Consider the following 18607-nt stretch of genomic DNA (forward strand, 5'->3'; position numbering starts at 1 on the left):
ACCCGATATTAGTTTCGACTATTACCGGTATTAGATCGCACTAATACCGACATTAGTCCACGGGTTTTTGCTACATTTGTATGGTATAGTGGTGAAGGTTGCGATTTGCCTCACTGCTGACCTTTTAGAGTTACACTCTTAGACACTTTTTATTCCCTATATGAGACATCTACTCAGACCCACTCATCTGACAGTCCTGCTCCTACTCACCAGTCTGCTGTTAGTCGGCGGATGCGACAAGAAGCGCATGTCTTACGTCGACATGATCAAGCAGGAGGAGAAGGAGGTGAAGCACTTCACCGACTCCCTCGGTATCAGGATCATCAAGGAGCTCCCTGCCGACCTTATCACCCCGGAGGGGACATTTGTCGAGATCAAGGAGGGACTATTCATACGCGTGGTGGAGAAGGGAACAGCGGTGACCGGCAGTCAGCGGATCATCTCTGCTCGTATGGAGATCGAGGGCATCGGTCCGCGCATCTCCAAGGAGTCGATCAAGAGGATGAGCAACGGCGGTCCCTACAGCGGCGGCACCGGAGCCCTCACCTTCGTATACACCGCCAAGGGGGAGGATGTAGTCATCGACCCCAATCAGGACGCACAGGAGAGTGCCAATAACAATCTCCAGTGTGAGGCGCTCCTCGAGGCTGTGCGTCTTGCCGGCGTACCCTCCAGGGTGCAGGTGATCACCTCCTTCCGCCACGGTCCGATAGCCTTTTCGAAGGACGGCTATGCGCTCTACTTCAAGGATGTCCGCTTTGAATACAAGAAATAACCGAAAATATTGATGCCATGAGCCTTATCAAGTCTATTTCAGGGATCCGAGGTACCATCGGGGGAAGCGCCTCCGAGGGTCTCAATCCGATCAACATCGTCAACTTCACCGCAGCCTTTGCTACCCAGGCACGGAAAAACTCTCCCGTACAGTCCAATAAGATCGTCGTCGGTCGCGACGCCCGCATGTCCGGCGATATGATCCAGCGGATCGTGATCGGGACGCTACAGGCTGTCGGCTTCGACGTGGTGAATATTGGTCTTGCCACCACTCCGACGACAGAGTTTGCCGTTACCGAGGAGGGAGCCGACGCCGGTATCATCATCACTGCCAGCCACAACCCCAAGCACTGGAATGCCCTGAAGCTGCTCAATCACGAGGGCACCTTCCTCTCCGATGCTGAGGGACGAGAGGTCTATCGGATGGCGGATGCGGAGGACTTCACCTTCGCCGAAGTGGATCACCTGGGACATGTGGAGCACAAGGACTACACCGATGCTCATGTACAGATGGTGCTGAGTCTGCCCGAGGTGGATGCGGCTGCGATCCGAGAGGCCGGACTGACCGTCTGCGCCGACACGATCAATTCTGTCGGAGGCATTGCCCTTCCCCGCCTCTTCGATGCGCTGGGCGTCAAGAGTGCTTACCTACTCCATGGCGAACCAACAGGAGACTTTGCGCACAATCCTGAACCCCTGCCGCAAAACCTTGTCGAGCTGGGGCAATTAGTAAAGGAGAAAAAAGCCGATGTCGGGTTCTCTGTCGATCCCGACGTGGATCGCCTGGCGATCTTCTGTGAGGACGGCACTCCATTCGGCGAGGAGTACACCCTCGTCAGCATCGCGGACTATCTGCTGAGCCTCTACCCCGGCAGCGATACCGTCTCCAATCTCAGCTCCACCCGAGCCCTACGTGATGTCACCATCTCTCACGGCGGCACCTATACCCCTGCCGCTGTCGGCGAGGTGAACGTGGTGACGAAGATGAAGGAGGTGGGTGCGCTGATCGGTGGTGAGGGCAATGGCGGTGTGATCTACCCTAAGGCTCACTATGGTAGGGATGCGCTCGTAGGCATTGCGCTCTTCCTCACCATGATGGCAAAGCGCTTCCTCAAGCCGACCCAGATCAAGGCGCTCCTCCCGCAGTATGCTATGGTGAAGAAGCGTCAGGATCTCACCGGTCTCGATGTGGAGCGGATCTTTGACGATATCAAGAGAGCCTACAAGGATCAGCAGATCACAACCATCGACGGGGTGAAGATAGACTTCGCCGACCGATGGGTACATCTCCGCAAGAGCAACACCGAGCCGATCATGAGGATCTACGCTGAGGCTCCTACGGAAGCAGAGGCTGATGCGATAGCCGAGGAGATCATCTCACGCTTTGCTCCCCACGAGACCAATCTCGATGCGTATAAGTAAGGAGAGCATCGTCAAGCGTTTCCTCCGCTACGTCTCCCTCGAGACTACGTCTGACCCCATGAGCGAGGAGACTCCCTCCTCGGATAAGGAGTGGGATCTGGCGCATCTCCTCTGCTTCGAGCTGCAAGGTATGGGGCTCGCAGCAGCGGTGGACGATCACTGCTACGTCACGGCTACCATCCCGGTCGTGGGGATGAAGGATCAGCCGGTGATCGGCCTGATAGCCCACCTGGACACCTCGCCTGATGCTTCCGGAAGGGACGTCAAGCCACGTATCGTCCACTACGAGGGCGGAGAGATCGTACTTAATGAGGAGAAGGACATCACTCTCTCCCCACAGAAGTTCCCTGAGCTGGCACAGTACGTAGGACAGGAGCTGATCGTCACCGACGGCACCACGCTTCTCGGTGCGGACGATAAGGCCGGCGTCGCAGCCATTATGGAGCTGGCGCACTACCTCACCACCCATCCTGAGATCCCTCATGGGGAGATCCGGATCGGCTTTACCCCCGATGAGGAGATCGGCAGAGGGGCTTTTCTCTTCGACGTGGAGGGCTTCGGTGCCAACTTTGCCTATACCGTGGATGGCGGCGCTGTCGGAGAGCTACAGTACGAGAACTTCAACGCCGCCTCAGCCACCATACACTGTCATGGACTCAACGTCCACCCCGGCGATGCCAAGGGCAAAATGATCAACGCCATGCGTCTCGCCATGGACTTCGACAGCGCCCTACCCGACCAGCGACCCTCCACGACTGAGGGGCGAGAGGGATTCTACCATCTTATCTCCATGACCGGCACCGTAGAGGAGGCAGAGCTGGAGTACATCCTCAGGGACTTCGACAGCGAAGCACTCGAGGAGCGCAAGGACACACTAGTCCGCACGGCGGCAGCGATCAACTCTCGCTACGGCGAGGAGCGCATCACCGTCACCGTCCGCGACCAGTACCGCAATATGCTGGAGCGCCTGCTCTATCGGATGGAGATCGTCGATCACGCCGCCGAGGCGATGAAGCGGCTCGGTATAGAGCCGATCACGTCGCCCATCAGAGGCGGCACCGACGGCGCCACACTCAGCCACAGGGGACTTCCCTGTCCCAATCTATTTGCCGGAGGACTCAATTTCCACGGCATCTACGAGTATCTCCCGATACCCTCGCTCGTGATGGCGGCAGAGACCCTGCTCGAGATCGTCACCACCGAAGTGAGATAACTAGACAACCTTTTTACACAAAACTCAATACAAACTATCAATCTATGGAACTAAAGAAAACCCCCTTCCATGACATCCATGTCAAGCTCGGAGCCAAGATGACCAACTTTGCCGGCTACGATATGCCGATCCAGTATCCCGACGGCATCGTAGCTGAGCATATGGCAGTCCTCGAGAGCGTAGGCGTCTTCGACGTCTCCCACATGGGTGCCCTCTTCGTCAGCGGTCCCAAGGCAGAGGAGTTTCTGCAGAATGTCTGCTCCAACGACATCTCCAAGCTCACCGACGGCAAGGCGCAGTACAATTACTACCCCAATGACGAGGGAGGTATCGTCGATGACTTCATCGCTTACTGCTTCGGTGACTACTACATGCTGGTCGCCAATGCCGCCAATATCGAGAAGGACTTCAAGTGGATCTCCGACCACAAGATCGACGGTGTAGAGCTGGAGAATCGCTCAGAGCGGATGAGCATCCTCGCCGTCCAGGGTCCCAAGGCCAAGGAGACGATCCAGAAGCTGGTCGACATCGACGTTGACTCAATCCCCTACTACAGTTTCCACAGAGGAAAGTTCCACGGCGAGGAGGTGCTGGTATCCAATACCGGCTACACCGGTGCCGGCGGTTACGAGCTCTACATCCAGGACATCAAGGATCCGGAGAACTTCTGGAATCAGCTCTTCGAGGCCGGTAAGGAGTTTGACATCAAGCCGGTCGGCCTCGGAGCTCGTGACACCCTCCGTCTGGAGATGGGATTCTGCCTCTACGGCAACGACATCGACGACACCACCAACCCCTACGCCGCCGGTCTCGGCTGGACAACGAAGCTGATCGAGGGCAAGGAGAACCTCCCCGGCCGCAAGATCCTCGAGGATGCTAAGGCTAACGGCACCGAGTACCGTCTCGTCGGCATCGAGCTGAAGGGTCGCGGCGTACCCCGAGAGGGCTACAAGGTGACCGACGGCAATGGCAAGGAGATCGGTCACCTCACCTCAGGCACCATGTCTCCTGCGCTCAAGAAGGGCATCGCCCTCGGCTACGTCCTCACCGACTACAAGAAGCCTGAGACCAAGGTCGCCATTGAGATCCGTGGCAAGGAAGTAGAGGCAGAGGTAATCAAGCTCCCCTTCCGCAAGTAAGCGACTATACAACTATTTATCTGACCAGGTCCGGAGGAGACATTCCCTTCCGGACCTGGTCCTTTTGTACCCTCACAGAGCCTCAAACCGCAGGTCAAAGTGGCTCCAAACTAATTCCGGTAAAGGACTCTACCCTTCTGAGCCCCGAATAATAGGTCTATTGGAGAGAAAAAAGCCCCAGATATATATAGATTACACTTTTAAAGTAGAAAAAGTGTACATTTGTCCGTGAATAGGAACCAATAAACCGATATAACTATGGGGCAAAGCCGAAAAGACAAGTATGTGAGCAAGGCCATTGACATCCTCAAGCAGGAGGGATTCCTCCTCTCGCTGGATGAGATGGCAGCCAGGATGGGCGTCACGAAGAAGACGCTCTACAACAACTTCTCCTCCAAGGAGGGGCTGCTCAAGGAATGTGTCCATGCCATCTCAGCAGACTTCCAGAGCGCCATCTCCCTGCTGGACGATAGGGAGCACTCAGCCATTGAGTGCCTGATCCGTTGCTTCGAGCAGCTGGACGAACTCTTCGAGACGCTCAATCCCGTATTCTTCTCCGATCTGATGCGGAGCAACCCCAATCAGGCGATGCTGGAGCATGCGATCGGGTCCAATTTCTTTGGTGACAAGATGCAGGCTAATCTATTACATGGAGTGGAGAACGGGCTTTACAGAGCTGATCTGGACATCCCCTTCATGTGCGAGTATCTCTCATACTCTGTCTTTGGTTTCTACATCAATGCCGTGGTGCGTAATAAGCTACTCCCCTCAGGGAGCTACTTTACCACCATACTGGGGTACCACCTGCGCGCCATCGTCTCCGAGGAAGGAAATCAACTCTTATACACCACGTACCATGATATCATCCAATAGTCGCTCGGTGATGCTCGCACTCTGCCTGATCCTGCTCACTGCCACAGGTCACGCTCAAGAGAGCTACACGCTACAGCAATGCCTCGAGTACGCTGTAGAGCACAACAGCAATGTCAAAAAGTCCGCTTACGATCGTGAGAAAGCCGAGCGAGCCCGCCAGGAGGTGCTCGGAGCTCTCATGCCGCAGATCAATGGATCTGCCGGTCTGAATGACAATCTGAAGAAGGCAAAGTTTATCATGCCTAACTTCATGAATAACTTCCTCCCCGAGAAGATGCGCGATCCCAACGCCTCCGAGTACATGACCATCGAGATGGGGACAAAGTACAGTGCGAATGCGGGCTTGGCGCTTAATCAGCAGCTGCTCAATATGTCGCTCTTCAATACCCTCGACATTGCCAAGGTCTCCCGGCAGATGGCAGAGCTGGGCGTCCTCTCGACAGAGGAGGATGTGATCGCTCAGACCGCCACCCTCTACTATGGGGTACAGGTCACGCAGTACGCTGCGTCACAGATGCTACGGAGTGTGGATCTGGTGGAGCAGATGCTCCGGATGATGGAGGTCAATTACGCCAGTGGCTTGGTCAAGAAGGTGGATGTGGATCGACTGAGGGTCAATCTCACCAACCTCAAGACCCAGCAGTCAGCGATAGAGAGCGGAGTCGAAGTGCAGAAGAATCTGCTCAAGCTGCAGATGGGATTTGAGGTGACAGAGCCGATAGCGATTCCGCCATTGGACCTCAGCCTTATGGCTCAGCAGGAGATCGCAGTGGTGGCCGCCCCCGCCTTTGAGCCCGTTAGGCATGTTGTCTACAAGCAGCTGGAGCAGAGGGAGAGGATGGCAAAGCTGCAGGAGCGATCGAAGAAGTACGAGTACCTCCCGACGCTCTCCCTGGCTCTCAACCTTCAGTACAATCAGATGAGCGATCAGCTCTTCGGCGGGTCGACCAACTACGGCTACCCGACCGCCATGATCGGTCTGAGCCTGAGGATGCCGATCTTCAGCGGTTTCACTCGACTTGCCAAGGTGCGAGAGAGTCACCTCGACCTGCTCAAGGCGCAGGAGGATCTGCACGCACTCGATCAGTCGCTACGCATGACTCACCTCAATGCTTCGCTTAAGCTCAAAGACACTCAGAGGACCATTTCCCTACAGGAGGACAATCAGGCACTCGCCGAGCAGGTCTTTGACCTGGCGCAGAAGAATTACAACCTCGGCGTCGCCTCACTCTCCGATGTCCTCAATGCAAGCCAGTCTCTCGTGCAGGCACAGATGTCGTACGCCAGCGCTCTCGGAGATTACATGAAGGCCTTCATAGACCTGAAGAAGAGCAAAGGCGAGATACGAGACCTTATGGAATAATAGTCACAATTCAGCATTATACTTAGTCATGAAACGAAAAATCTATCTCCCACTAACTATCGTCTTGGCTATTGGGCTCATCGTACTGGTCTTGGTCCTGAATAAGAAGGCGACCGATGCTAAGACAGAGAGTCTCATGGAGGGGCAGTCCGCTGTTGCCGTCCGCACGGAGACAATCAGCGAGAGCAATTATACCGCCTCCTTTGTCTCCAATGGACTCGTGGCAGGAGCACACGATCTACCTGTCGTCTCCGGCATCGGTGGGCGAGTAATATCGATCTATGCGGACGAGGGAGATCGTGTCACTAAGGGCAAGCTCCTCGTCCAGCTCGATGTGGAGACGCTAAGAGCCGATGCCGAGTCTGCTCGTGTCGCCTATGAGGCGGCGAAGCGAGACTATGAGCGATATAGTCAGGCACATAGCCAAGGCGGTGTCACCGACCAACAGCTCAGTGCGATGAATACCCAAATGGTAGCCGCTGAGGGGCGCTATGTCTCTAGCCGTCGTCGCCTGGCAGACGCTTCCATACAGGCTCCCATCTCCGGCGAGATCTACAAGCGGTATGTGGAGGTCGGCAGCTATGTCAATCCCGGCACCAAGCTCTTTGATATCGTCGATGACTCGCAGCTTAGGGCTACCTGCTTTGTGACTGAGCGCCAGCGGATGCAGCTCTCTAAGGGTCAGACTGTCTCTATCACAAGTGAAGTCTATCCCGACAGGATCATCTCGGGTGAGATCTCCATGGTGGGTAATAAGGCGAATCATGCCCTTGCCTTCCCCGTAGAGGTGATGCTGGATAAGGAGAGTGTGGATGGATTGCGACCGGGGATGTATGTCTCTGTCTCCTTTGGCAGCAGCGAGGAGACGCACGGGATCCTGATCCCTCGCAGAGCAATTATCGGCAGTGTCAAGGACGCTTATGTCTACCTCGTCGAGGAGGGTATCGCGAGAGAGCAAGCCATTACGGTCGGTGGTCTCATCGGTGATCAGATCGAGGTCATTGATGGACTCAAGAGCGGCGACTGCATCATCGTATCCGGTCTGATCAATGTGTCTGACGGACTGCCCGTCAAAGCGGTTAATGACAGACAAGCGGAGTAAAGTATGAAAATCGTAAAGACATCTATAGAGCGCCCGATATTTGTCACGGTCCTCTTTATCCTGCTGACCGTGCTGGGCTTCTTGAGCTTCAGGAGCTTGAGTGCAGAGCTGATGCCGAAGTTTACGCCGCCGCTGCTCAACGTACAGATCATCTACCCCGGGGCCTCGCCGACAGAGGTGGAGAACTCTCTGACGAAGAAAGCGGAGGAGGTCCTCTCCAGTATGGAAGGCATCGACCAAATGCAGTCCTACTCCTTTGAGGGTATGTCGATGATCATGGTCTCATTCGACTTCGGGACCGATATCGACAAGGCGATGACTGATGCGCAAAATCGGCTCTCAGCCAGGCGTGCGGAGCTCCCTCGGGACATCATCTCTCCGACGATCTCTAAGGTATCGGTCGATGAGAAGCCTATCCTGATCCTGTCTGCTACGGCTGACATCGGGTCGACGGACCTTTTTGACCTCATCGACAAGCGTGTCGTCCCCCAGCTGTCGCACATCAAGGGGATTGCCAATGTGGGGCTGGTCGGCGGCGTAGAGCGGGAGATCCAGATCAATCTCGACAAGGCCAAGATGCAGGATCTCGGCATCACACCGGTCATGGTGCAGGGTGCCATACGTGCCTCCAACCTCGACTTCCCCACCGGCTATCTCAGGAGCGATGAGTCGCAGATGGCGGTCCGCCTCTCCGGTAAGATCACCGCCATAGACCAGCTCCGTAGGCTGATTCTCCGCAATGTCAACGGCACCGCCATCCGTCTCGAGGATATCGCTGAGGTGGTCGATGGGGTCAAGGATCCGGTCAAGATGGGGCGCGTCAATGGTCAGGAGGCGATCCTCCTCAATATCCTCAAGCAGTCAGACGCCAACGCCCTCGACGTGAGCAAGGCGGTGGCAGGGCAGATCCGGACGCTCGAGGAGCGCTACGCCGCTGATGGCCTGAGGATAGAGGTGGCTCAAGATACCACCACCTTTACCCGCAATGCGATCAGCTCCGTACTTATGGATCTCTTGCTTGCCATCCTCCTGGTGTCATTAGTGATCCTGCTCTTCCTCCACAATATCCGCAACGCCCTGATCGTGATGGTCGTGGTGCCGTTGTCCCTGATCGCCTCCTTCATCGGGATGAGGCTCTTTGGTTTCACGCTCAATATGATGTCCCTCTTGGCGCTGTCGCTGGTGATCGGCGTCTTGGTGGACGATGCAATCGTGGTCATCGAGAATGTATATCGCCATATGGAGATGGGGAAAAATCGAGTCCGCGCCACCTGGGATGCCATGAATGAGATCGGCATCACCGTCATCTCGGTCACCATGGTATTGGTGGTCGTCTTCCTGCCTATCATCTTCACCAACTCCCTCGTCTCGGACATCCTGCGGCAGTTCTGTGCCGTGATCGTGATAGCGATACTCTTCAGCCTCCTTGCCGCACTGACCCTTGTGCCGCTGCTCACCTCCCGGCTGGGGAATGTGCAGCCACTGCGCACCGACAGCTTCATCGGACGAATGCTCAGCGGATTTGAGAGTGGTATCAGTCGCTTTGCCGAGCGGATCTCGTCGGTGACCCGCTGGGGAATGAGTCACCGCTTGGCCCTGGCGCTCATCGTCATCGTCCTGATGGGCGGTGTGATGGCACTTTTCCCACTTGGTTTTATCAACTTTGAATTTCAGCCCTACATGGATCGGCACGAGTGCATCATCCAGCTGGAGATGCCCAAGGACATATCCATGGAGGAGTCCAATAAGCTGGTGCGCAAGGCTGAGGACTGGCTCATGCAGCGACCTGAGGTGGAGAAGGTGGTGACCATGGTCGGTCTCACCAGCGATAATGGTCAGAGTAGCAAGGGGACGCCCTATCTCGCTGAGATGAATGTCAAGCTCAAGAAGGTCCCCGGCGGCACCGAGACTTATGTCGCTAAGATCCGGAAGCCGCTCTCGGACTACCTCGTAGATGCGCGTGTGAGGGTCTGCAATGTTAGTATGACCGGTACCGTCTCCAAGGCATCCGTGGAGTATGTGATCTCCGGCACTGACAAGGACTCGGTGGCTCTCTATGCCGACAAGGCGCTCTCAGCGCTGAGCACGATACCGGGCGTGATACAGCCGTGGCTCTCCGTTGAGAATGCCACGCCGGAGGTCACAGTGCGAGTCGACCGAGACAAGATGTCCAATCTTTGGCTCACCCTCGACAATGTAGGCATGATGATGCAGACGAGCTTCCAGGGTAATGACCAGCTCAGGTATACAGAGGGGGACTATGAGTATGCGATAAACATCCGTGCCGATAAGGTCTCTCGCCGATCCATCGAGGATGTCGCAGGACTTATGGTCGTCAATGGTCAGGGCGATCTCATCCGGCTCTCGCAATTTGCCGATGTCAGCCTCGGTATCGGTCCCAGCCGACTGGAGAGGTACAATCGCAATAGCTCCGTCACGCTGCGCGCTCAGGCCTACGGTGTGCCTGCCGGCGCAATTGCCAAGGAATTCATGTCCCGGCTCGATGGTGAGGACTTGCCCGGTGGCGTGCAGATACAGACCGCCGGTGATATGAAGAAGATGTCCGACTCGATGAGCGTCCTTATGACGGCAATCCTGCTCTCGCTCCTCTTTATCTACCTCGCGCTGACGCTGCTCTACAACAACTGGACCGACCCGCTTGTCGTTATGATCGCCATCCCGCTCTCAGTCGTAGGTGCCCTGCTCGCCCTCGCCCTCTCCAACACGGCCATGAGCATCTATGCCATGCTCGGTATGGTGATGCTGGTAGGTCTTGTCGCCAAGAATGCGATCCTGCTGGTGGACTTCGCCAACGAAGCTCTAGCCGAGGGGCTGCCGGTGGACGAGGCGCTGATACAGGCGGTCAAGCTCCGTACACGCCCGATCCTGATGACCGCCCTCTCGACCATCATCGGTATGCTCCCCGTTGCCCTCTCGCATGGCTCCGGTGCTGAGCTCCGGACCGGTATGGCATGGGTGATCATCGGAGGTATGGCTCTCTCTACCCTGCTGACGCTGATCGTTGTGCCGGCGCTATACAAGGCTTTCCACGCCCGACAGAGATCGACCACAAAACAGCGAGTGGACATCGATGCCCTGCTGGCTGAGTAGCCCCCTCTTTATCTAAACATAGTGGGCGGTGCAGACAAATCTGAACCGCCCACTACTACATAAGAACCATTCCACTCTATACACAGCGTCATAATCAATATCTGAGCTCATACTTCCTACTGCAGCCCCCGCCGATACAGAATGCAATTGGTCAGAGAGGGAGACCACTTTTCTATTACCGGTATTAGTCTTCACTAATATCGGTATTAGTACTCACTATTACCGGTATTAGTTTTGACTCTTACCGATATTAGTCCGAGGGCATAACCTCATGATCGGGACAGCATACCGATCCAAGACTTTGATCATTCATACCAAACAGAAAACCAACAACTTACAATATACGCCATACATGTACAATGTCAAAAGATAGAACCACTCATGACTCTGCTGGTCCAATGGACCATTTATCTAAATGCAGTGGGCGGTGCAGAGATGTTTCTGCACCGCCCACTATTAGGATACCTCCTAGTTAGGTGAGGCTATCAGAGGCCGAGCTTAGCGCGAAGGGCCTTGGGGAGAGCATCCTTGTGGATGGCGATATTCATCGTCTTACCGGCTACAAAGGCAGGGGTAACGTACCAGATGCCCTTGTACTTGCCACTCTCGCCCCAGGAGTTCTTGACCATGTAGAATTTCTTACCATTCTGATCCTTGGCGATACCGTAGATCAGCATGCCGTGGTCGTCGGTCAGCTCGAGGGTGTCGAAGCCCTGCTGGCGATACTCGGGGGTCACCTCGATCTCCTTGATACCGGGCTTGGAGATGCGCTCCATCACCATGCGGTGACGCTGGTTGTCAGAGGCACCTACCCAGCGCTCCTGGTCGGAGCCTGCATTCTCCGGCAGGTCCAGGTCGGCAAGGATGCCGAGACCATCGCGGGTAAATCCGGGCTCGCTCACGTCCGTACCCCAGGCGATGGTGAAGCCGTTGTTGATCGCATTGTCAATCGTCTCCATCAGCTCATCGAGGGTGACGTTGTAGCTGGCGCTGTGACGCCAGTTGTCGGGGATCGGGATGATATAGGGCTCGTAGAGCGGCTGGCTCATGTAAGAGGTGAGGGATACGTAGTTATTCGCATCAATCTTCATGGCCTTGCGGAGGCTCTCCGGGGTATAGGTCTTACCATCTACTGTAAAGGTCTTGGGAGCCTCTCCGAGATAGGTGTCGATGATACCGTCGTAAGCCTTCGTCCAGACGGGAGAGAGGGTCCCACGGCGATCCATATTCTTCAGCAGACCGTCAAGGAAGCCCTTGGTGATGGCGTAGAGCTCCTGGTGGTTGTGGCGCTTGGTGCCGTAGTTGAGTCCCTGCATCTCAGACATCGGGATGATGCCGTAGTGCTGCACGGCATAGATGACGTCGTAGAAACTTCCGCCCTCGGCAAAGTTTTGGTTGCCTTGGTAGCGCACATAGTCACGCGCCTTATCCTTGTAGGACATAGAGGCGGTGTACATCGGTGCGGTGACCAGCTTAGGACCGCCCTGGCGGATAGACTCAGCCTCGAGAAAGGAGTGAGTGCTGAAGGACCAGCAGGTACCGGTGGATGCCTGATCCTGTACCGGGGTGATCTCGCATGCCTTTACGGTCGTGAAGACATACTCATCAGACTTGTCAGTGGACGTCTGTGCTGCAGCCGTAAGGGTGAAGGTGCCTGCGGCTGCAAGACTCATCAGTAGATAAGAAAGAGTTCTTTTCATGCTGTGGATGAAATTAGTGGTTTATAAAAAATGGTTGATTGATATCCTTAACTATAGGGCTTCAGGTCGAGATCCTCTGCCAGTCGCTCGACCCACTTATTCTTTTTGACGAAGTAGTCATACTTCTCGGTCGGAGTCGTGGGACCCAGCTCCCTCGGGTCATTGACCACGGGGAAGGAGATCGTCAGGAAGTCATTGCTGAGACTGTCTCTGAGGTACTGAAGCAGCTGATCCGAGACCTTCTCCATCTCCGCCTTCTCCGTCTCGCTGTAGACCTTCATCTCCAGTGAGTAGGGGGGCTTGAAGCCCGGTGGATGATCCTTCATCGCACCGGCGATCAGACGATCCACGCCGGGCTGATGGCGGTAAGTTGTCCACGCTCCCTTGAGTTGCTCCTCAGTAAAGGGATTGTTTCTCTTGGGCCGATTAGCAGATGGGGCTACCGTCTGCTGTCCCTGATCAGCGGTTCGCCGTCCTGTAGAAAGTGAGAAGCCATAGCGGCTCTGTGCACTCTGCTGAGGTGCAGTCCCGCTCGGCTGGTGGTAAGGTGGCACCTGCTGTGTCGCTGCCTGCTGTGTCGCTGGCTGCTGTGGCTGTTGCTGTTGCGGAGCACCCCACTGCGGTTGCCGAGCGCTCTGTTGTGGTGCTGGCTGCGGCGGCGATGCCTGCTGCGGCTGCGGTATGGTCGTCTGACTCTGTGCCGGTGTGGGAGCGGCTTGAGCCTGCTTAGGCGGTGCGGTACTCTCAGCTATCTCAGCGGGAGACTTAAGCTCGCTCGTCGGTGAGAGCTCGCACATCTTGAGGAGAGCCACCTCGAGGGCGAGCCTTCGCTCGCTGCTGCTCTTGTACTTGGAGCCAAAGGCGGTGGAGATCTTCAGGTAATTCCAGATCAGTCCCGGCTTTAGGGCAGTACTCACCTTGCTTAGTCGCTCCTTGATCGACTCCGGAGCCTCGACGAGGGCAATGGTATCCTTAGTCCGAGCCACGAGGAGATTGCGGAGGAAGTTGGAGAACCCCCTCATCACCACATCTGTATCGTAGCCCCGACGGAGGAAGTTGTCCACCAACTGGAGCACCTTATTGTGGTTGCCTCGGGTGATGTAGTCAAGGAGTGAGAAGTAGCCGTCCTCATCGAGGAGGCTTAGGTTTTTCCGCACCCCCTCGACCGTGACCGAGCCGTTGCCAAAGCCGGCTATCTGGTCAAACATACTCAGCGCATCACGCATTCCACCATCTGCGCTGAGCGCAATCAGCTGGAGTGCCTCCTTGTCCGCCTTGACCCCCTTATCCTGAGCCACATACTCCAGGTGTCGGGCAATATCATCGGAGGTGATCCGACGGAAGTCGTAGACCTGACAGCGTGAGATGATGGTGGGGAGGACCTTCTGCTTCTCTGTGGTGGCGAGGATAAAGATGGCATGTGCCGGCGGTTCCTCGAGTGTCTTCAGGAAAGCATTGAATGCACTGGAGGAGAGCATATGCACCTCATCGATGATGTAGACCCGATACTTCCCCGTTGTAGGGGCGATGTAGACCTGATCGATGAGGTTTCGGATGTCGTCGACGGAGTTATTGGACGCCGCATCGAGCTCAAAGATATTGTACGACCGCTGCTCATTAGCAGCAATACACTCGCTGCACTCATTACACGCCTCGCCCTCCGGTGTGCGATGCTCACAGTTGATGGTCTTAGCAAATATGCGGGCACACGAGGTCTTGCCCACACCTCTGGGACCACAGAAGAGGTAGGCATGGCTGAGCTTATCCTCCTTGATCGCATTGAGGAGCGTGGTGGTCAGCGCCTCCTGCCCCACCACGTCTCTGAAGGTGGAGGGGCGATACTTTAGCGCCGATACGACAAAGTCACTCATCGTCGATTACAGAGAGGAGGCATCAAAGTTGATCGGCAACAGGTCGCGGCAGTCTTCGACCACAAGTGCCGACTCAAGACCTGCAAGGATCACGGGGAAGGGGTGATGATGACGATCCGCCATCTCCAACATTACCTGCCTACAGCCTCCGCAGGGAGCGCAGGTCTTGATGATCGTACCATCCTCCTTTGCTCCCACGATCACTAGCGAAGTGACGGGATCATCGGGATAGAGGGCACCCGACTGGAAGAGGGCGGTCCGCTCGGCACATAGTCCAAGGGGGTAGGAGGCGTTCTCCTGATTGGTCCCCAAGACGACCCGTCCGCTCTCCAGACGGAGGGCGGCAGCGACGTGGAAGTGTGAGTAAGGCGCGTAAGCATCGGAGACAATCTCCTTAGCCTTAGCCACCAGCTCCTGATCCTCCGGTGAGAGCCGGTCGATCGGTAACTCCCTGACAGGTATCTCTATATCTCTACGCTCTGACATAAATTCACTTTAGCTTAGTACTCGTAGCGATAAAGATACGAAAAATCCCCCGATTTTAAGCTCCTTCTATTTTTCCCTACAGAATTTATAGGGGGTAGAAGAGCGGCAGGAGCCAGACCATAGCTGCGATGACGATCACCTGGAGGGGTAGACCAACCCGCACGTAGTCTATAAAGCTGTACTTCCCGACGCTCATCACCATCGCATTGGGCGGTGTGGAGAAGGGGCTCATAAAGCACATGCTCGCGGCCACAGAGACGCCGATCATAAAGGGGACCGGACTCACCCCAAGGGCAGAGGCTGCTTGTAGAGCAATAGGCGCAAAGAGTACCGCCGACGCAGTATTGCTGATAAACATCGTCAGCAGCTGCGTACCGAGCATGATCCCCGCCAGCACCGCATAGGGGCCATAAGTCCCGAGCCCACTCACGATACCTCCTGAGATCATGGAAGAGAGACCGGTATTGTCCATCGCCGTCGCCAGAGGTATCATGGCAGCAAAGAGGACGACGCTCTCCCAGCTAATCGTCCCGATGGCATCCTTGACGCTGCGGAAGCAACGAGTCAGGATCAGCAGTATATCAGCCACCAGGACCGCCATCACGGGAGGGAGCCAATTAAATATCATCGCCAGTATCATCAGGAAGATGATCACAGCCGCCACCGGACCCCGCTCGCTGATGATGGCCTTAGAGGCTTCCGTCGCCGGCTCTCCTAGGAGGATCAAGTCGGTCTCCTGAGCTCCCAGTCGCTCTATGTCCTCCCAGGTGCCCTGCAAGAGGAGCATATCCCCCTCCTGGAGCGTGGCACGGGAGAGCCTGTGGGTAATGTAGGAGCGATTGCGCTGAAGACCGACGACACTGATCCCATAAGTCTGACGCAAGTCGGTATCGCTGATCCGCCTGCCGACCAAGCGGGAGCCGTGCTTCACGACCACCTCAGCAAGACCGTACTCGCTGAAGGAGAGCCGTCCCGAGAAGGTCCTCTGTCCCTCCTGTTCGTCATCAAGGAAGGTGAGACAAGCCTCCTCCGCCAGCCGCTGCACATCCTCATAGGCACCGCTCACGTGGAGCACAAAGCCGCGGTGCAGCATCGTCTCTGCGGTCGGCACAGTGGCTCGAGCTCCGAGATGGACACCTTTCACCCCGATCACGCTACAGTGGAAGCGCCCCGTCAGGTCGAGCTCCGCCAGCGTCTTCTTCCTCAGGAAGCTCCCCTCCTCGATCCGCAGACGGTAGAGATCCTCGAGCAGGTTGTACTGACTACTGAGTTGCTCGGGACTCTTACGCATCCGCTTCGTGTCCACGGCTGCCTCCTTACCGCTAGCGAGCAGTTTGGAGAGCGGCCAGAGCAGTGCCCCGCAGATCAGGAGGATCACCAGACCGACCGGAAGGGTGGTAAAGAATTGCAGTCCCTCGTGACCCGACTCTATGAGTGAGTTGTGTACGATAAGCGTAGGCGGCGTACCGATCAGCGTCATCATCCCTGAGATACTGCAGGCAAAGGCCATCGGCATCAGCAACCGTCGTGCATCCACGCCCGACTGCGCCGCTATCGTCACCACGATCGGCATCAGTATGGCGACGGTGCCGGTGTTGCTGACGAAGAGTCCCACTATGATCGTCACGAGGATGACGAGGTAGAAGAGCCTCAGCTCGCTCTCCCCTGCCAGCGAGAGCACCTTGTTGCTAATCAGTCTGGCGAGACCGGTCTGCGTGATGGCACCACCGACGATGAAGAGCCCGGCGATCATGATGACGACCGAGTTAGAGAATCCCGCCAGCCCCTCCTCGGGAGTGATGACTCCTGTCAGTACCAATGCCACCATGGAGCAGAGCGCCACCACATCCGACCGGATCCGCCCCCACACCAGCAGACCCGCCGTGACTATGAGAATGATTAGTACTTGGACCATCGCAAATCAATTTCTGTACGGTGGTGATTATTCTTGGTTTTCCACAAAGATACTGAAAATGGAAGGCCCCTACCCCCATCTATATTATACTGGTGCACAGCAGACAGAGAGAGGATCGACCGACATCGCAATGCCGATCGATCCTCAGTCTTAGTCTGTGGACAGTGAGGTACTTAGTCAGCCCTTCCGCTCACGAAGTCCCTTCGCCATACGCTTCATAGCCTCCTCGATGATCGAGCGTGGCTCGCCGACATTGAGACGCATAAAGTAGTCCCCACCGGTGCCAAACATCCGTCCGTCATTCATAAAGACCCCACACTTCCGGATCAGGAAGTCGACCAGCTCGTCCGGATCCTTAAATCCTGCATCGGTGAAGTCGAGGAAGATCAGGAACGAAGCCTCGGGGCGGATCATCTTTACGCCCGGCATCTCCCGCTTGAGGTAGTCCTGTACAAAGTCTACATTCTCGGCAATGTAGTCCATGCAGGCACGCGACCACTCGTCACCCTGCTCGTAGGCAGATGCGATGGCATCATAGGTCCAGCAGGAGGCTGCCTCGAGACCACACTGGAGCATGTAAGCAAAGGCCTTCTCCCGCAGCTCCTTATTGGGGATATAGTAGTGTGAGCCGATCACTCCTGGCATATTGAAGACCTTGGACGGAGCCATCAGCGACATCGTGATCTCGCGAGCCTCGTCGGAGATCGAGGGGAAGGGGTGATGCTGCACGCCTCTGTAGCTCAGGTCCGCATGGATCTCATCACTCATGATGAGCACACCATGCTCATGTGCCATATGAGCCACACGCTTTAGCTCCTCATCGCTCCACACACGCCCACCGGGATTGTGTGGGTGACAGAAGAGCAGCATCTTGGACTGAGAGAGAGCCTCATCCAATCGATCCCAGTCGATATAGAAGCGCTCGTCACGTACCAGCAGAGGCGCCTCCACCAGCTTACGGTTGCTCCCGCGGATGACGTTGGCAAAGGGGTAGTAGACCGGTGGAAGGATCGTGATCCCGTCACCCTCGTGCGAGAAGCACTGGATCAGCTTGTAGTACCCGGAGACCACACCGGGTGTGTATGAGATCTCCTCCTTGGCGGGACGGAAGCCATACCGCTTCTCAAACCAGCTCTGGATAGCCTCGAAGTAGCGGTCCGGCGGGAAGGTATACCCCAGCACAGGGTGCTCAAGACGCTCCCGGACTGCATCGCCCACAAAGGAGGGCGTAGCGAAGTCCATATCAGCGATCCAGAGAGGAAGGATATCCTCATACTCGCTCTCAAAGTGACCGTAGCCGTCATACTTCATACAGCTGGTCCCATGTCGGTCGATGACCTTGTCAAAGTCGTACTTTGCCATAACGCAAGATTAAAGTGTTGTGTAAATCGTTTAAGTTCGTCTCAAAGGTACAAATTGTTCTGCTTTTTCTAACACCCCCTCTTAACAAAGGGTTCCACGCCATCCTGTCACTCGCCACTTATCGCCGCCCTATCGTGTCCACAATCCCGAGAGAAAAAGCGGGCAAATCCTCTTACCGATAAGAGTCATCACTAATACCGATATTAGTGATCTCTAATAGCGGTAATAGTCGCGACTAATACCGGTAATAAAAATCCCCTCCAGGAAGCGGCTCTA

At 55.9% G+C, this 18607-nt stretch carries 13 protein-coding genes; 8 read left to right on the forward strand and 5 right to left on the reverse strand.

The window, feature by feature from the left end:
- The first annotated feature begins 160 nt into the window (after positions 1 to 160).
- From B088_RS00595 to B088_RS00630, 8 genes are all read left to right on the forward strand, one after another.
- Positions 161 to 775 carry a DUF4827 family protein gene (locus tag B088_RS00595; RefSeq protein ID WP_026170404.1) on the forward strand — a complete coding sequence of 205 codons (615 nt, stop codon included), beginning with the start codon at positions 161 to 163 and terminating at the stop codon, positions 773 to 775.
- Between the two features lie 17 nt (positions 776 to 792).
- On the forward strand, positions 793 to 2196 hold the full coding sequence (gene glmM / locus B088_RS00600; protein ID WP_018106465.1) for a phosphoglucosamine mutase: 1404 nt from the start codon (positions 793 to 795) through the stop codon (positions 2194 to 2196).
- Complete coding sequence (pepT, locus tag B088_RS00605) at positions 2183 to 3409, forward strand: peptidase T (protein WP_018106466.1); 1227 nt, start codon at positions 2183 to 2185, stop codon at positions 3407 to 3409. Before glmM ends, pepT begins: the two co-directional genes overlap by 14 nt.
- 44 nt (positions 3410 to 3453) lie before the next feature.
- The gene (gcvT, locus tag B088_RS00610) at positions 3454 to 4548 is read left to right on the forward strand and encodes a glycine cleavage system aminomethyltransferase GcvT (protein WP_018106467.1); all 1095 of its coding nucleotides are present in this window, start codon (positions 3454 to 3456) and stop codon (positions 4546 to 4548) included.
- Positions 4549 to 4806: 258 nt separating this feature from the next.
- Positions 4807 to 5421 (forward strand): TetR/AcrR family transcriptional regulator, encoded by a 615-nt coding sequence (locus B088_RS00615; protein WP_018106468.1) that lies wholly within the window; start codon positions 4807 to 4809, stop codon positions 5419 to 5421.
- Positions 5405 to 6784 carry a TolC family protein gene (locus tag B088_RS00620; RefSeq protein ID WP_018106469.1) on the forward strand — a complete coding sequence of 460 codons (1380 nt, stop codon included), beginning with the start codon at positions 5405 to 5407 and terminating at the stop codon, positions 6782 to 6784. Before B088_RS00615 ends, B088_RS00620 begins: the two co-directional genes overlap by 17 nt.
- Before the next feature lie 28 nt (positions 6785 to 6812).
- A complete protein-coding gene (locus B088_RS00625) occupies positions 6813 to 7886 on the forward strand; it encodes an efflux RND transporter periplasmic adaptor subunit (protein ID WP_018106470.1) in 1074 nt (357 codons plus the stop codon).
- Positions 7887 to 7889: 3 nt separating this feature from the next.
- Complete coding sequence (locus tag B088_RS00630) at positions 7890 to 10997, forward strand: efflux RND transporter permease subunit (RefSeq protein WP_018106471.1); 3108 nt, start codon at positions 7890 to 7892, stop codon at positions 10995 to 10997.
- A 485-nt stretch (positions 10998 to 11482) separates the two neighbouring features.
- Here B088_RS00630 and B088_RS00635 read toward each other — a convergent pair whose 3' ends face one another.
- The 5 genes from B088_RS00635 to B088_RS00655 form a co-directional block, all read right to left on the reverse strand.
- Positions 11483 to 12697, reverse strand: a complete 1215-nt coding sequence (locus B088_RS00635; protein WP_025081558.1) for a C1 family peptidase — start codon at positions 12695 to 12697, stop codon at positions 11483 to 11485.
- A gap of 47 nt (positions 12698 to 12744) precedes the next feature.
- Positions 12745 to 14568: a DNA polymerase III subunit gamma/tau gene (gene dnaX, locus B088_RS00640; protein WP_018106473.1), complete on the reverse strand. Its 1824-nt coding sequence runs from the start codon at positions 14566 to 14568 to the stop codon at positions 12745 to 12747.
- Between the two features lie 6 nt (positions 14569 to 14574).
- Entirely contained in the window at positions 14575 to 15054 is a 480-nt protein-coding gene (locus B088_RS00645; protein WP_018106474.1) for a cytidine deaminase, read from the reverse strand.
- Between the two features lie 85 nt (positions 15055 to 15139).
- The gene (locus B088_RS00650) at positions 15140 to 16969 is read right to left on the reverse strand and encodes an SLC13 family permease (RefSeq protein WP_018106475.1); all 1830 of its coding nucleotides are present in this window, start codon (positions 16967 to 16969) and stop codon (positions 15140 to 15142) included.
- Between the two features lie 177 nt (positions 16970 to 17146).
- On the reverse strand, positions 17147 to 18331 hold the full coding sequence (locus B088_RS00655) for a MalY/PatB family protein (protein ID WP_018106476.1): 1185 nt from the start codon (positions 18329 to 18331) through the stop codon (positions 17147 to 17149).
- Between the last annotated feature and the right edge of the window lie 276 nt (positions 18332 to 18607).

This window comes from Porphyromonas bennonis DSM 23058 = JCM 16335, assembly GCF_000375645.1.
Lineage (GTDB): Bacteria > Bacteroidota > Bacteroidia > Bacteroidales > Porphyromonadaceae > Porphyromonas_A > Porphyromonas_A bennonis.

Excerpts from the sequence above, each read along its gene's own strand:
- B088_RS00595 (WP_026170404.1), top strand. The coding sequence starts at position 161 with ATGAGACATCTACTCAGACCCACTCATCTGACAGTCCTGCTCCTACTC.
- glmM (WP_018106465.1), top strand. The coding sequence starts at position 793 with ATGAGCCTTATCAAGTCTATTTCAGGGATCCGAGGTACCATCGGGGGA.
- pepT (WP_018106466.1), top strand. The coding sequence starts at position 2,183 with ATGCGTATAAGTAAGGAGAGCATCGTCAAGCGTTTCCTCCGCTACGTC.
- gcvT (WP_018106467.1), top strand. The coding sequence starts at position 3,454 with ATGGAACTAAAGAAAACCCCCTTCCATGACATCCATGTCAAGCTCGGA.
- B088_RS00615 (WP_018106468.1), top strand. The coding sequence starts at position 4,807 with ATGGGGCAAAGCCGAAAAGACAAGTATGTGAGCAAGGCCATTGACATC.
- B088_RS00620 (WP_018106469.1), top strand. The coding sequence starts at position 5,405 with ATGATATCATCCAATAGTCGCTCGGTGATGCTCGCACTCTGCCTGATC.
- B088_RS00625 (WP_018106470.1), top strand. The coding sequence starts at position 6,813 with ATGAAACGAAAAATCTATCTCCCACTAACTATCGTCTTGGCTATTGGG.
- B088_RS00630 (WP_018106471.1), top strand. The coding sequence starts at position 7,890 with ATGAAAATCGTAAAGACATCTATAGAGCGCCCGATATTTGTCACGGTC.
- B088_RS00635 (WP_025081558.1), bottom strand. The coding sequence starts at position 12,697 with ATGAAAAGAACTCTTTCTTATCTACTGATGAGTCTTGCAGCCGCAGGC.
- dnaX (WP_018106473.1), bottom strand. The coding sequence starts at position 14,568 with ATGAGTGACTTTGTCGTATCGGCGCTAAAGTATCGCCCCTCCACCTTC.
- B088_RS00645 (WP_018106474.1), bottom strand. The coding sequence starts at position 15,054 with ATGTCAGAGCGTAGAGATATAGAGATACCTGTCAGGGAGTTACCGATC.
- B088_RS00650 (WP_018106475.1), bottom strand. The coding sequence starts at position 16,969 with ATGGTCCAAGTACTAATCATTCTCATAGTCACGGCGGGTCTGCTGGTG.
- B088_RS00655 (WP_018106476.1), bottom strand. The coding sequence starts at position 18,331 with ATGGCAAAGTACGACTTTGACAAGGTCATCGACCGACATGGGACCAGC.